Source organism: Mucilaginibacter sp. P4_E8, from assembly GCF_056401495.1.
The window spans coordinates 1-13,479 of record NZ_JBFUJG010000010.1 but is presented as its reverse complement, the minus strand read 5'-3'; the positions used below and the strand labels follow the sequence as shown (position 1 = coordinate 13,479).

Sequence of the window (13,479 nt, the reverse complement as noted above, 5' to 3'; positions counted from 1 at the left end):
GTGCCCTTTACTTAATTCAACTTTAGGTCTTCATCATTTGTTCATTTTCAGCGGGTACTAAAGGGAAAACGCATTCATTTTTAGATTTGGATGCCTGTCGGCCGCTATCTAAATGAGGTGAATTTCTGAAGGCGCTTAAAATAAAAAAGGGCTTTTTTAAAAGCCCTTTTTTATTAAATCTTATTTGCTGATACCGTTACCAATTCAGGCTTTAACTTATCAGTCTTGATCAGGTCCATGTCTGGCCTGGAGATGTCTGTTATGGCAACACGGCCACGGTCTTTACGCAGGATACGGTTAAACAGTGATATTTCACGGTCAAACAGAAAACGGAAAAATAATTTGGTCCATGAGGTATGAAAATACAGGGTTTCATAATACTCAGGCGCTGTCTTCTTTATTTCAGGAAGTTTATTCCATGGAATAGAAGGAAAATCGTGGTGCTCATTATGGAAACCCACATTAAATGCTACAAGGTTTAAACCACCATAATAGCTGTAAGTTTCCTGCTCCACGCTGTGGGTAAGGTAATGCTCCTGTATCCAGCGGGCACCCAGCGGGTGCAGGCCAACCGAAAAAGAAAAGCTTAACAGTAAAAAGGCAATTGCCGGCCAGCCCATAAAGTACCATACAGCGGTTGTAAATACAGCCTGCAATACAAAGTTGGTAACTATCCAGCCATCAATTGGATGAATTTCCCTTAACCTTGATAAACGGAAAAGTTGGAATACCGGGAAAAATAACAACCATAACGCTTTACCAAAAAATGAATGCCCAATAAGTTTTGCCTCCCATTTGTTGGGCAAATCGGCATCCAGTTCATGTACACCCTGAAAAGAGTGGTGTTTAATGTGATATTTTTCGAATGATATGGCGCTTGGCAATATTTGCGGTAAATTCGCAAACATAGATGCCCAACGGTTGGCATTACGGTTTTTAAACAGTAATTGGTGAGTACACTCATGTATCATTACAAACAAAGCATGATCGGCAAAAGCGCCTAATAAATAAGCTGCGCCAAAAATAAGCCACCATGACTGGTCGCGTAAAAACCAGGCTAAAACTACCTGGAATGCTACCAGGCCAATAATGGCAAATATGGTATTTGGGTTTTTACCTATCAGTTTCCGTAATTGCGGAAACTGTTTTAAAATTTTTTTTGTGCGGATACGATGAGGTTCAGACTCCTGGGAATAAACAAAATCAGTTTTCTTAATCATTATAGTATATAAACGTTAAATATAACAATAACGTCTCGAAAATATCATTTTGTCGTAAAAAAATTATCATAAAAGGCAAAACTTCATAAACATTTCACGAATATTTTATATAGAAATGTTCTTATGGTTGCTTGAATACCAGTACTTTAAAGGTATTTGGTATTGCTTTTCTTGTGCCGGGTTCAAACTGTGCCACACTTAAGTAAATTTTGTGAGTCTGGAGATCCAATGCCATGGTTCTGGCCCTGTCTGTTGTTTTAAGCACCTGTACAACGCTGTAGTCATTGGCCGATTTTTGTTTGATAATGGTAGTTGTACCATCGCCACAGGAGCAAAATATCAATTTGGTTTGAGGATCATAAGCCACCGCATCAACACCGGCGCCTATAGGTAAAGTGGTGATCACCTTTCCGGTGTTAATATCAACTACGCTTACACCTTTATTTTCGCGGCAAACGGTAAACAACCGCTGACTGGCTGCATCTAATGCCAGGCCCGTTGGGCCACCGCAAGGTGCCAGCGGATAATTTTTGATCACCTTCAGTGTTTTGCTGTCAATTACGTTCAGACTGCTTTTATCTTCAAGATTATTGTAAATTTTACCTTTACCATCGGTTACAGCAAATTCGGGAGCACCGCCGAGGGCAACCGTACCTACCTGTTTAAGAGTAGCAGGATCAATAACTGATGAGTTATTACTTTCGCCATTGAAACTGAAAACACGGTTGGAGTAAGGATCATACATGATTGCATCAGGGCCGTTGGCATCAGTTAAAGGTATGGTGGCAATCACTTTAAGCGTTTTTAAATCAAAGACCACTACGGCGTTTGCTTTGCCATCACTAATAAAACCCCTGTTAAGCTTGTTTACAATAGCAATGCCATGAACCCCCTTCATATTATTAACCGCACCAACAGGCTGCTCTGTAGCAAGATCAATAACATGTACCGAAGTACCATGTGATACGTATAAACGGCGGTTTACTTTATCAATGGCCAGATAATCATAACCACCATCGCCGGGCAGGGTAATGGTTTTATCGGCTACGTAGGTTTGAGCTTGTGATAACTGCGGGATGATGCTTGTTGTTAGCAACAGTAAGGTAATTAAAATATGCTTTTTCATTTTTGATGGTTTGCTTGTTGCAATGAAATTACCTGTTAAATCTGTAGAAAAGCTGTGTTAACCAAGCTGGTTTTCATTTGATGGGTGCGTAAAACCATGCCGGTACAAAATGCGCAACATAGCGGGCAAAACTATCAATAATAAAGGTAGGGCTGCTAAAAAACCACCTATTACAGCTATGGCCAAAGGTTGGTGCAACTGTGCCCCGGCACCAATACCTAAGGCCAGGGGCAGCAAAGCAATAATTGCCCCAAGAGCCGTCATAAGTTTTGGTCTTAAGCGAGTGCTAATGGCATAACTGATAGCATCATTAACCGGGTTTTCGAGCGCGTTTTCTTTAAACTGCAGAAAGGTGAATATGGCATTTTCGCCAATGATGCCCACAATCATGATTAAACCGGTATAGCTGCCCACGTTTAGCGGGGTACCGGTAATGAACAGGGCCAATAAACTGCCGCCAATACCTAACACGCCTGTTACCAATATGAGTATGGCTATCCTGAACTGCTTAAACAGAAAAAGTATCACCCCGAAAACCAGTAAACTCGCAGTAATTAATATAATAAGCAGTTCTTTGAATGATTGCTGCTGCTGCGCGTACGCCCCACCATATTCTACATGATAGCCTTGTGGTAAGCTTGCGTTTTGCGCAATGGTTTTTTGAATGGCCGGTATAACCGTACCCAGATCGCTGTTTTCGAGCCTGGCACTAACCACATTCATGCTTTGCAGGTTTTCCCGGTTTATCTCGGCATCACCTGCCTTTAGTTCAACCGCGGCCAGTTCATTGATGGGAATAAGTTTACCGTTGGGTAAAAATATGTTCAGGCTATTTATACCCGCTACATTTAATGTCCTGTTGCCCGGGTAAACCATACGGATAGGCGATAATTGTTCTTTTTCGAGCATGTTGCCAATTACATTGCCCTCCAAAGCAGTTTGCACCTGTAACTGTAAATTGGCCGGCGTAATATTATACTGTGCCAGTTTGCCGTAATGTGGTTCTATGCTTACTGATGGACCTGCTATGATAATGCCGGGCAATACATCGGCGGTCCCTTTTACCTTTTCAACCAGATCAGCTATTTGTTTTGATAGTATATTTAGCCTTTTAGGATCGTCACCAAAGATCTTGATCTCGATGGGTTCGGCCGAAGTGGTGAGGTCGCCCAGCATATCGGTGATCACCTGTCCAAATTCAATAACCAGGGCGGGTTGGGTGGTTTCAATCTTTTTACGCAGCTCACTGATCACCTCTTCGGTAGTTTTGTCACGGGTCTTTTTTAGTTGTATCAGGTAATCGCCCCGGTTGGGTTCAGTAATAAAAAAGCCCATTTGCGTGCCTGTTCTGCGCGAGTAGGCGGTTACTTCGGGTTGTTTAATGATGATCTTTTCAACCTCGTGCAGCATACGGTCGGTTTCTTCCAGGGACGTGCCTGGAGGCGAATTATAGTCGAGCACAATACTGCCTTCGTCCATTTCGGGTAAAAAACCGGTCTCCAACCGCGACGGGATCAGTACAATTGCCGCGACCAGCATCAGCATAATAATGATAGCCACATATGGCCTAAGAATAAGGAAACTTACCCAACGGTGTTTTTTAACCTGATGTGGTTTTTCGTCCTTAGCCTTTACCGTATTGTTAAACTTAGGTTTAGGGGTTAACAGCACATAAATTACCGGCAGCCCTATCCAGGTCACAAAAAACGAACATACCAGTGTAATGATCATCGTATCGGTAAGCACCTTGAAATAGGCGCCTGCAACCCCGGTCATCAGCACAAAAGGAATAAATATAACAATGGTGCTGATGGACGACCCAACCATAGCCGGGAATAAATAATTAATAGCCTTTTGAACAAGGTGGCGGGTAAGCTCATCAGGATGCTCCTCATGTGTACGGTGAATTTGCTCAACTACCACAATGGCATCGTCAATAATTAAACCTATTGACGCGGCTATGGCACCCAATGTCATGATGTTAAAGGTGTAGCCTAATGCATAAAGTACCAGCAGCGTAAGGCATAGCGTAACCGGTATGGTAATTAGTATAGTTACACTGGCCTTAAATGAGCGTAAAAATATAACTGCCACAATAATGGCGAGTAATAAGCCTATCCATAAGCTGTCGCTCACGCTTTTTACCGAGTCGTTCACAAAATCGGCCTGAACATAGTATGGTTTTATGCTTACACCTGCCGGCAGTATTTTTTGCAGGTCCTTCACCTTTTGTTCCATATCTGTTGATAAGGAAATTAAATTGGCATTTGGCTGTTTTATTACCGCTATTAAAACACCATCGTGCCCGTTGGCGTTGATGCGTGTATATTCAATACCTTCATTTATCTGAATGCCGGCAAAATCTTTTAAGCGTACCACTCTTTTTCTGTTGTTGCTGATCACCAGGTTCTCCAGTTCATCTTTGGCATTAATGGTAGCATCGGTAACGGTCAGGTACAGCATTTTATAATCAGACAGGTAACCAGCTGATTTTACGAAGTTGGTTTGCGCCAGTGTATTGCTGATAATATCGGGCGTTAGGCCCAGTGAGCTCATTTTTTGAGGATCAAGCGTGAGCCAGTATTCTTTTAATTTACCTCCGATAACCCTGATCTCGGACACCCCGTCAACTTGCGATAAAAAAGGTTTTACGGTATAGGTGGCAATTTGGCGCAGTTCAATGGGCGATTTATTATGGCTCTCCAGCGTGTAGCCGCTTACCGGCAGTATGGAGGGGTTCATTTTTTCTACAGATATATTGACATCTGCAGGGAGGTCATTTTTTATCTGGTCGATGCTGGATTGTATGCGCTGCTGGCTCAGGTCAATATCGGCATTCCAATTAAGCAGGGCCGAAATTTCGCAGCTGCCACGACTGGTTGTACTGCGCACCAGTTGCAGGTCAGGAACTTGTTTAATGGCGTTTTCGAGCGGTTTGGTAACCGTAACCATCATTTTATTTACCGGCTGCAAACCCTCATCGGCAATGATCTTGATCTTGGGGAAGGTGATCTCAGGGAAAAGTGAGGTTTGTAATTTAGAGTACGCAAATAGCCCGCCCATAATAATTATGGCCAAAACTAAACCCAGCGGTTTACGATGCGATATGAAAAAGCTTTTCCCGTTGGTCATTACTGCACAATTTTAACTTTGGCTGTATCAGCCAATCCATAATTACCGCTTACTACTATCTTGTCGGTTGCCGAGAATTTGGGCGATAAGATCTCCACTCGGTCGCCGCTTTCAATACCTTTGGTAACGGGGGTTTTAACAGCCGTTGTAGGGTTGATGAGTTTCATTACCCAAAACTCTGTTTGAGTTTCGTTGGTCAGGATGGCTGCCTTGGGCAACGACGCGGTACCTGGCCTTTCCGACTTTATGATCCGGGCTTTGGCCACCAAATTTTCGGGGATCAGATTAGTGCTGTTCACCCTGATCACCATACCCTGCGTTTGTGATAAGGTATCAACCGATGGCATTACAGAGCTTACCTTGCCTGTTAGCTTTTCGCCGCCGGGTAACAGTAATTGTACATCCTGGTTGTTTTGTACATAACGGCGCATTTCATAAGGCAGCTGCATTACAAAGGCAAAGCTTGAGCGGTCGCTTATAACGGCCAGTTGTTCGCCATCCTGTACATAATCGCCCTGTTGGTGGTTTAACTGGGTAATGTAGCCGCTCCCCGGTGCTTTGATACGGTTAACGCCCGAAAATTTAAAGGTAGTATCAAGCACATTGATGCTATTACCTATGCTTTGGGCCTCCTTGGTTTTTATAGTGAAAACAGTTTCGCCTTTGCTTACATAATGCCCAAGCTGGGTATTTACTTTTTGTATGTAGCCATTGGCATTGGCCTTCATGAAATTCTTTTGCAGAAAAACTGAAGTCGCGCTCATGTCAACATAATCAACAAGGGTGCTGTCACTTACCGTGGTTACCGTAACCGGTGTTTGCGATGCTATTGCCGCATCTCCCTCATCGGCAGGCTGATCCTTGCTTTTGCATGAAAACAAGAGCGTCAACAGGCAGGCAATTATATAGGTACGTTTAGGTTTCATGTTATCGGTTCCAGTAATTTAACTGATTAATGAGCTGTAAATTAGTGATATTGGTTTGCGTTTTCAGGTTTTTGATGCTCAGGTAATTGTTAATGGCCAGTACCAGGTCGGCAATACGCAGGTCGCCAGTTTGCAACAGTTTGGTATCAACCTTGATCAGGCTTTCTGAAAATTTCATCTGTTCATCAATCTGCGCCAGCAGGCTTTCGTTGCCGGTAATTTGCTGATTTAGCTGCGCTATTTGCTGGCGATATTGTGCATCAAAAAAGGCCTTATAACTTTTGCGGGTATCTTCTTCGAGCGATAGTTTGTGGTATTGAATTTTACGCTGGCCGCCATCATATATGGGCAGGGTAAAGCTAAAGCCTACACTTATGCCAAAGTTTTTATAAGGCTGGTTCATAAAATCAGAATTATAACCGCCATCGGCCAGCAGGTTTATTTTAGGTTTGTAGGCAAAATCAACCAGGCTGCGGCTGTTTACCAATTTAAGACTATCCGTTTTATACTGACTGAAAAATATGCTGTTGCTTGCATCGGGGGTATAGGTTTTTTGAATGCCCGGCTCCTGCAGTTCTATGTAGCTGGTATCGGCAATGCCTGTTAAATAATTTAAAGTGGCATAGTCGTTTTTGTATTGCATAAGCGATTGTAACAGCTGCAGTTGCTGCTGTTTTAGGGTTACCAAAAAGGTAAGGTAATCGCTTTGGCGATAAACATTGGTACGGGTAAGTTTTTTAAGCAGGTCTTCTTCCTGGCTAAGCAGGGTTACAATTTCCTGGTTAAATTTTAATTGCAGCAAGCTGCCGTAAGCGCTAATATATTGCGCGGTAACAGCTTTTTTCAGGTCCTGTTCAGATATTTTGGCGGTATTATTTACTGATTGAGATAGCAGGGTAATGGCATCAACCTGCGCGGCTATATTCTTTTTGCTATCCAAAGATTGATTTATGCCTAACAAAGCATTAAGCGTATGTTCATTAGTAATAGCCGCCGCATAACCATAACCATTTTTAACAGGCGCGTAAAGGCCGGTGCTGTTGGCGCTTACCTGTGGTTTATAACCCGCTCTGACGCGTAAACTATCTAACTGGTTTGATGCTACCTGGTTTTTCAGGTCTTTAAGCAGCGGACTGTTATTTTTGGCCAGTTCAAGATAATGATCAAGCGTGTAGGTTTGTGCACCGGCAACAGTATAGGTAAGTGTGAATAGTATAAGACCGAAAAACCACTTCATTAACTGATATATAAATAAATAAATGCTATTTAAACATAGCGAAACTATAGTGTAATTCTGAATTAATTTGGGATAGCTATCGTAACAAATTTAAAAGATAACAGTGAAGGTGTGGTAGGGTGCATGAAATTGGTACTTCAGAGAGAAGTTAAAATTTTCACAGATCTGCTTGCTGATGGTAAGCCCCAGCCCGCTGCCCTCAGATCCGGACGATTTATGGAAACGTGTAAATATTTGTTCTTCGTGCAAAGGGGCATCATCTCCAGAGTTTTTGATGATCAGGCTATCTGCAGTTAACTTAATAATAATATGGCCACCCGGATAGTTATGCCTTACCGCATTAATGATGAGATTGTTCAGCAAAATCTCTATCAGGTACTGGCTGGCAACGATCTCTTTATCTGCCAGATTGGTAGTAACCGTTATTTGTTTATCCAGAAAAATATCCTCCAGCTGCATCAGCATTTCCTCCAACAGTTGGCGTAAATTGATGTTTTGCTGATCGGTCATCAGCTTGTTTTCAATTTTAACCAGCAGCAACAATGATTGGTTGAGCCTACTTAATCTTGATACCGCGCTGTACAGATCGTTAAGCAGCTTGCTTTGCCTGTCGCTAAAATTTTCGGTTTGTATCAGGGTATCCAATTTAGAATTAATGACCGCGATAGGTGTAAGTAATTCATGTGATGCATTTTCGGTAAACGCCTTCAGATCCTTATAATCATGTTTGGCTTTTGCCGACATGGCTGTTGCAGCCTGGTTTAACTCCTTAAACTCCTCAATATTGGTAGTGGTTTGGGCAATTTCCTGGTTATCGGCTATGTTAAATAGTTTCAGCTCTTTTAAAATAGCATAAAAAGGTTGCCATAACCGGTTTAAAATTAAGCGGTTGGCAACCAGCAGTACCAGCAGCAAAAACAAAATAACACCAATGGTAATACCAAAGATGATCTGGATCAGGTCCTCTGTTTCTACTTTTGATTCAACAATAAGTATTTTGTAATATTTGCCATTAACCGTAACAGAGCTGATCAACCCACGGCCCGATTCATACGTATTTTTATCTTTATGGTATTTGGTGTTGATGAATTCGCGCCTGATGGAGTTAGAGGGGGCCTCTGTAAAGCTGATCTGCTGATCTTTGGAATCGAACACCTGGGGCAGCCTGTTATTTAGTTTTACATAATCAAAAACCTCATCTTCCTCAACCTTTAATGCTTTATCATTCTGATCGTTTAGTATCCAGCTAATGGCCTGGTAATAAATAATGCCAGTTATCAGCATTACAACAATAGTGGTAATAATATTTACACGGTTATATAAGGTGAGCAGCTTCATTGATCAGTAAATTTATAACCCATACCATAGGCTGCCTGTATATAATCGTTCCCGCCGGCCTCCATTAGTTTTTTGCGGATGTTTTTGATATGCGAATAAATAAAGTCGAAGTTATTAGCCAGGTCAATGCCATCCCCCCATAAATGTTCGGCAATGGCATTTTTTGAAATCACCTTGCCTTTATTGGCAATAAAATAAATAAGCAGATCAAACTCTTTGCGGGTAAATTTAACGGGTTTATCATGCACCTTTACCGTTTTGGCCTGCAGATCAATATTGAGCTCGTTAAATATCAGCAAGTTGCTGCCATTATACATTTTACGCCGGATGATGGCCGACACCCTTGCTTTTAACTCAGATAGATGAAAAGGCTTCACAAGGTAATCATCGGCACCCAGGTCAAGGCCCTGCAGGCGGTCGTCCAATGAGTTTTTGGCTGATATGATGAGTACCCCATCGTTATAATTATTTTCCTTTAATTTTTTAAGTATGCTGATGCCATTGCCGCCGGGTAGGGTAATATCCAGCAGGATACAATCATAACGGTACAACTCAACTTTGGCCAAAGCGGCAGGGTAGCTGGCTGCAGTTTCGCAAATGTTGCCGGCTTCGGTAAAGTACTCTTCTATACTTTCGCGCAGGCCCTCTTCGTCTTCAATGATCAGTAACTTCATTACGTTGCAGGTTTTACGTTGGATATCTTCAACTCGTCAAAAGTAAAGGCGCAATTTGTACACATTCTGTATTTCCTCAGATTTACTACAGAATATGGAAGCAAATTAGCATTTAAATTGTTGAACATTAAATTAGAATGTCCAACATATAACGTTAATGTAAAACAAAAAGCATGTGGTGGATATACGCTTTACTATCGGCATTGTTTGCCGCACTTACCGCAATATTTGCCAAGATAGGCATAAAAGGGGTTGATACCGATCTGGCAACCGCCATCCGTACCGTAGTGATATTGATACTGGCCTGGGCCATCGTATTATTTAAAGGCAGCAACCAGGGCATAAGTGGTTTAACCAAAATGAACTGGACATTCCTATTGCTTTCGGGCTGTGCAACCGGCCTTTCATGGATCTGTTATTTTAGGGCCCTGCAACTGGGCGAGGTATCACAAGTAGCACCGGTTGACAAATTAAGTGTTGCCATAGCCATTGCGCTATCCGTTGTATTTTTAGGCGAGCCACTTACATTAAAAACGGCATCGGGCGCTTTATTGATCATCGCAGGTACTTTAGTGCTCATTTTTTAGTGTTTTGTAACAAGTATATATACATACAGTTAACCTTACTGTAACAAATACACAACAATTGATAAAATTCAATTTTTATCCAATCTTTCTTATCAAATTCGCGACTTAATCACCAATTTATTGTAATGAAGGCCCTTTTTGTATCGTTTTTGTTAGTTATTTTTTATGTTAATGTTCAAGCCCAGGTTAACCCTGCCGCCAAAGGTAAAATAAGCGGTAAAGTTACCGATGCTACTAACAAACAACCGGTTGACTATGCAACTATATCTGTTTACAAACAGGGTAATGCATCGCCATTTAATGGTATTAGTACGGATACTAAAGGGAATTTTACGGTAGATCGCATACCTGCCGGCGAGTACAAAATTACAGCCGACTTTTTGGGGTATCAACGTGCTACTATTGAACACGTAATTGTTAAGGATGGCGGTAACATATCTGTAGGCGAAATAAAACTGGCACCCGTGCCGCGTCAGTTACAGGGTGTAACCATAACTGCCAAAACCCCTACCGTTGAAAACAGGATAGATAAGATGGTGTACAATCCACAAAACGACCTGAGCGCGCAGGGCGGTGTAGCTATTGATATATTAAAAAAAGTACCGCAAATAACGGTTGATATTGATGGTAACGTGGAGTTGCAGGGTAATGCCAACATCCGCTTTTTAATAAACGGGAAACCATCAAGTATTTTTGGAGCCAGCCTGGCCGATGCGCTGCAAAGCATACCCGCAAGTCAGATAAAAAGTATTGAAGTGATCACCAGTCCCGGTGCAAAGTATGATGCTGCCGGTACAGGAGGTATAGTAAACATTATATTAAAAGACAGCAGGGTTGAAGGTGTTAATGGCAGCGTTAACCTATCGGCTGGTACCCGCCGCGAAAACGGATCATTTAACCTGAATGTACGCAAAGGTAATTTTGGAGTGAACGCTTTTTTTAGCGGCAATGCCCAGCTCAACAGCAACTCGCCCAATAGCCGTACCCGTACTTCAACAGATTCATTAAAAAATATGACCACGCTGCTGCAGCAAGGCAGCAACAACTTTACCCGCAACGGTTACCAATCGGGTTTAAACTTTATCTGGAATATAAGTAAACATGATGATTTGAACGCGTCTGTTGGGTTTAATCATTTTGGTAACCATAGCACTGGTGTTAGCAACGAGGATACGCGGGTAGTTGATGCGGCAGGTAATTTCGTGTCAGATCTTGCAGATATCCGTAATTCCAGAAGTAAATTTAACGGCACCTCAACTGATGTGAGCGTTGGTTACAAAAAAACATTTGAAAAAGAAGGGCAGGAGCTTGATGTATTGTATACCGAAAGCTTTGGTAATAACAGCTTCAGCTCCTTTCAGCAAACAGATTTTTTAGCCGGAAATAGGCCATCAACAGGTATATCAAATAATAATCCGGGCAAGGATAGGGAAACCAATATTTCGGTTGATTACACCCATCCGGTAAGTAAAAATTTTACTATTGAAACGGGCGCCAAGCTTGATTTTAATCACATCAATAATAATGTTGTTACTGATACTTTATTGAACGGTGGATTTGTGCCTAATACAAACCAAACCTATGGCTTTACTTATGACAGTAAAATATATGCCTATTACCTTTCTGCCTCCACATCGCTGTTTCATAATTTTCTGGATATAAAGGCAGGTTTAAGGGATGAGTATACTACCATCAAAGCGGATTTTCAAGGAGCTGATATCCCTGATTATAACATTTTGGTACCGTCGTTGGTATTTTCACATAAAATTGGCGATAGCCAGTCTATTAAAATTAGTTATACCCGCCGTATACAACGGCCTGATTATGGCGCCCTGAACCCTTTTTTAAACATCAGCGACCCTCGTAACATCAGCACTGGTAACCCTAATTTAAAACCTGAAAAGGGCGATAATTTTGAACTGGGCTACAATAAGTCATTTGATAAGGGAGCTAACATTAATATAGCCGCGTTTTACCGTTACAATACGGATGATATACAACAGTTCACCACCTTTTTTCCGGAGCTGGATGTAAACGGCATCACTTATAATAACGTGTCATTAAATCAATGGTATAACTTAGGTTCGCAGATACGTACAGGTATCAATTTATATGCATCAGTACCGGTAACAAGTAAACTGAGCCTGCGTACCAACATGATATTTTCTGACAGGATCAGCAGAAACCCTGGTTTTGCAAGTGTAAGCGGTTTTACTTATCGTTTAAACCTAAACGCGCAATACAATTTTGGGCATGACCTGAGCGCAGAGTTTTTTGGCAACTACAACTCATCGCAAAAAGGCATACAGGGTGTTAATCCTAAATTCGTATTCTATAACTTTGCTGTGCGAAAAATGATCCTCAATAAAAAGTTCAGTTTCGGGCTTACAGCAGCTAATCCTTTCGCCAATTTTGTTGGCCAGCGTTCAACAACCTTTGGCAGCGGCTTTAGCACAGTTAATATAAGGCAGGTCCCCGTACGCTCATTTGGCATAAGCCTGAGCTACAAATTTGGCAAGCTTGAATTTAAGAAAGAAAACAAAGAAAGGGACGAGGAGAATATGAATACCCCGGATGCTCCACCCGAAAAAGAAAGCGATAAGAAGGATGATAAGGGCAAACATTAATAGATTTTAGTGTCATGCTGAACTTGTTTCAGCATCCCATGGGCAGGTGTACCAACTGGTTACATAAATGGTCCCGAATTTATTTCGGGACCATTTATTTTAACTTATGCTGATAACATTGACTTAACAGTTATTAACCGTTTTTGATCAGGATACTTTCAATAATAAGCGTTGCATCCTCGCAACTATCGGTAGCGGTTTCCATCGCCATAAAAACATCAGTATACTTAATAAGCTGTATAGCATCCGTTTCGTTAGCCAGTAAATCGGCAAAGGCTTCGTTATAAACGGTATCTGCCTGAAATTCCAGTTTTTTAATATTGTTGCAAAGCTCAAAAATATGTGCTGAGTTACCCAGGTTACTCATGGCAATAATAGCCTTTTGAAGCTCCATGCTTGTTTGAAATATCAAATTTGCCAGGTTGATGATTGGCGGCGTTATTTCGGGAACATCATACAGGTGTATCCTGCGCGATGCCATGGCTATACTATCGGCAACATCATCAACGGCAGCGGCCAGATCGCACATATCTTTACGCTGAAATGGTGATACCAATGATTTGCCCGACTCTGAAAATACCTGGTGAGTAAGTTCGTAGCTTTTTATTTTTA

Annotated in this window: 10 protein-coding genes; 2 read left to right on the top strand and 8 right to left on the bottom strand. The window is 41.8% G+C overall.

Translation table 11 applies throughout. The features are described from left to right. Window positions 1-173 precede the first annotated feature (173 nt). The 7 genes from AC1DRQ_RS06305 to AC1DRQ_RS06275 all read right to left on the bottom strand — a co-directional run bounded on the left by AC1DRQ_RS06305 (window position 174) and on the right by AC1DRQ_RS06275 (window position 9,653). A complete protein-coding gene (locus tag AC1DRQ_RS06305) occupies window positions 174-1,220 on the bottom strand; it encodes a fatty acid desaturase (RefSeq protein WP_477422961.1) in 1,047 nt (348 codons plus the stop codon). Window positions 1,221-1,341: 121 nt separating this feature from the next. Next, window positions 1,342-2,346 (bottom strand): YncE family protein, encoded by a 1,005-nt coding sequence (locus AC1DRQ_RS06300; RefSeq protein WP_477422959.1) that lies wholly within the window; start codon window positions 2,344-2,346, stop codon window positions 1,342-1,344. A gap of 57 nt (window positions 2,347-2,403) precedes the next feature. Then, window positions 2,404-5,478 (bottom strand): efflux RND transporter permease subunit, encoded by a 3,075-nt coding sequence (locus tag AC1DRQ_RS06295; protein ID WP_477422958.1) that lies wholly within the window; start codon window positions 5,476-5,478, stop codon window positions 2,404-2,406. Beyond that, window positions 5,478-6,404 carry an efflux RND transporter periplasmic adaptor subunit gene (locus AC1DRQ_RS06290; RefSeq protein ID WP_477422956.1) on the bottom strand — a complete coding sequence of 309 codons (927 nt, stop codon included), beginning with the start codon at window positions 6,402-6,404 and terminating at the stop codon, window positions 5,478-5,480. The genes AC1DRQ_RS06295 and AC1DRQ_RS06290 overlap by 1 nt, the downstream gene beginning before the upstream one ends. A 1-nt stretch (window position 6,405) precedes the next feature. Further along, window positions 6,406-7,641 carry a TolC family protein gene (locus AC1DRQ_RS06285; RefSeq protein WP_477422954.1) on the bottom strand — a complete coding sequence of 412 codons (1,236 nt, stop codon included), beginning with the start codon at window positions 7,639-7,641 and terminating at the stop codon, window positions 6,406-6,408. A 90-nt stretch (window positions 7,642-7,731) separates the two neighbouring features. After that, entirely contained in the window at window positions 7,732-8,979 is a 1,248-nt protein-coding gene (locus tag AC1DRQ_RS06280) for a sensor histidine kinase (RefSeq protein ID WP_477422952.1), read from the bottom strand. Next, entirely contained in the window at window positions 8,976-9,653 is a 678-nt protein-coding gene (locus AC1DRQ_RS06275; RefSeq protein WP_477422950.1) for a response regulator transcription factor, read from the bottom strand. Before AC1DRQ_RS06275 ends, AC1DRQ_RS06280 begins: the two co-directional genes overlap by 4 nt. Before the next feature lie 173 nt (window positions 9,654-9,826). On the opposite strand from AC1DRQ_RS06275, the gene AC1DRQ_RS06270 reads away from it, so the two are divergent. Together AC1DRQ_RS06270 and AC1DRQ_RS06265 are read left to right on the top strand one after the other, a co-directional pair. Next, window positions 9,827-10,240 carry an EamA family transporter gene (locus AC1DRQ_RS06270; protein WP_429398361.1) on the top strand — a complete coding sequence of 138 codons (414 nt, stop codon included), beginning with the start codon at window positions 9,827-9,829 and terminating at the stop codon, window positions 10,238-10,240. 125 nt (window positions 10,241-10,365) lie between these two features. Continuing rightward, window positions 10,366-12,867, top strand: a complete 2,502-nt coding sequence (locus tag AC1DRQ_RS06265) for a TonB-dependent receptor (RefSeq protein ID WP_477422948.1) — start codon at window positions 10,366-10,368, stop codon at window positions 12,865-12,867. Window positions 12,868-13,000: 133 nt separating this feature from the next. On the opposite strand, the gene AC1DRQ_RS06260 is transcribed toward AC1DRQ_RS06265, so the two are convergent. Beyond that, window positions 13,001-13,479 (bottom strand): DUF47 domain-containing protein (locus AC1DRQ_RS06260; RefSeq protein WP_477422946.1); only part of this gene is annotated, 479 nt, incomplete at its 5' end.

Coding starts and splice junctions, on each gene's coding strand:
- AC1DRQ_RS06305 (WP_477422961.1), bottom strand. CDS start 1,220: ATGATTAAGAAAACTGATTTTGTTTATTCCCAGGAGTCTGAACCTCAT.
- AC1DRQ_RS06270 (WP_429398361.1), top strand. CDS start 9,827: ATGTGGTGGATATACGCTTTACTATCGGCATTGTTTGCCGCACTTACC.
- AC1DRQ_RS06300 (WP_477422959.1), bottom strand. CDS start 2,346: ATGAAAAAGCATATTTTAATTACCTTACTGTTGCTAACAACAAGCATC.
- AC1DRQ_RS06280 (WP_477422952.1), bottom strand. CDS start 8,979: ATGAAGCTGCTCACCTTATATAACCGTGTAAATATTATTACCACTATT.
- AC1DRQ_RS06295 (WP_477422958.1), bottom strand. CDS start 5,478: ATGACCAACGGGAAAAGCTTTTTCATATCGCATCGTAAACCGCTGGGT.
- AC1DRQ_RS06265 (WP_477422948.1), top strand. CDS start 10,366: ATGAAGGCCCTTTTTGTATCGTTTTTGTTAGTTATTTTTTATGTTAAT.
- AC1DRQ_RS06290 (WP_477422956.1), bottom strand. CDS start 6,404: ATGAAACCTAAACGTACCTATATAATTGCCTGCCTGTTGACGCTCTTG.
- AC1DRQ_RS06285 (WP_477422954.1), bottom strand. CDS start 7,641: ATGAAGTGGTTTTTCGGTCTTATACTATTCACACTTACCTATACTGTT.
- AC1DRQ_RS06275 (WP_477422950.1), bottom strand. CDS start 9,653: ATGAAGTTACTGATCATTGAAGACGAAGAGGGCCTGCGCGAAAGTATA.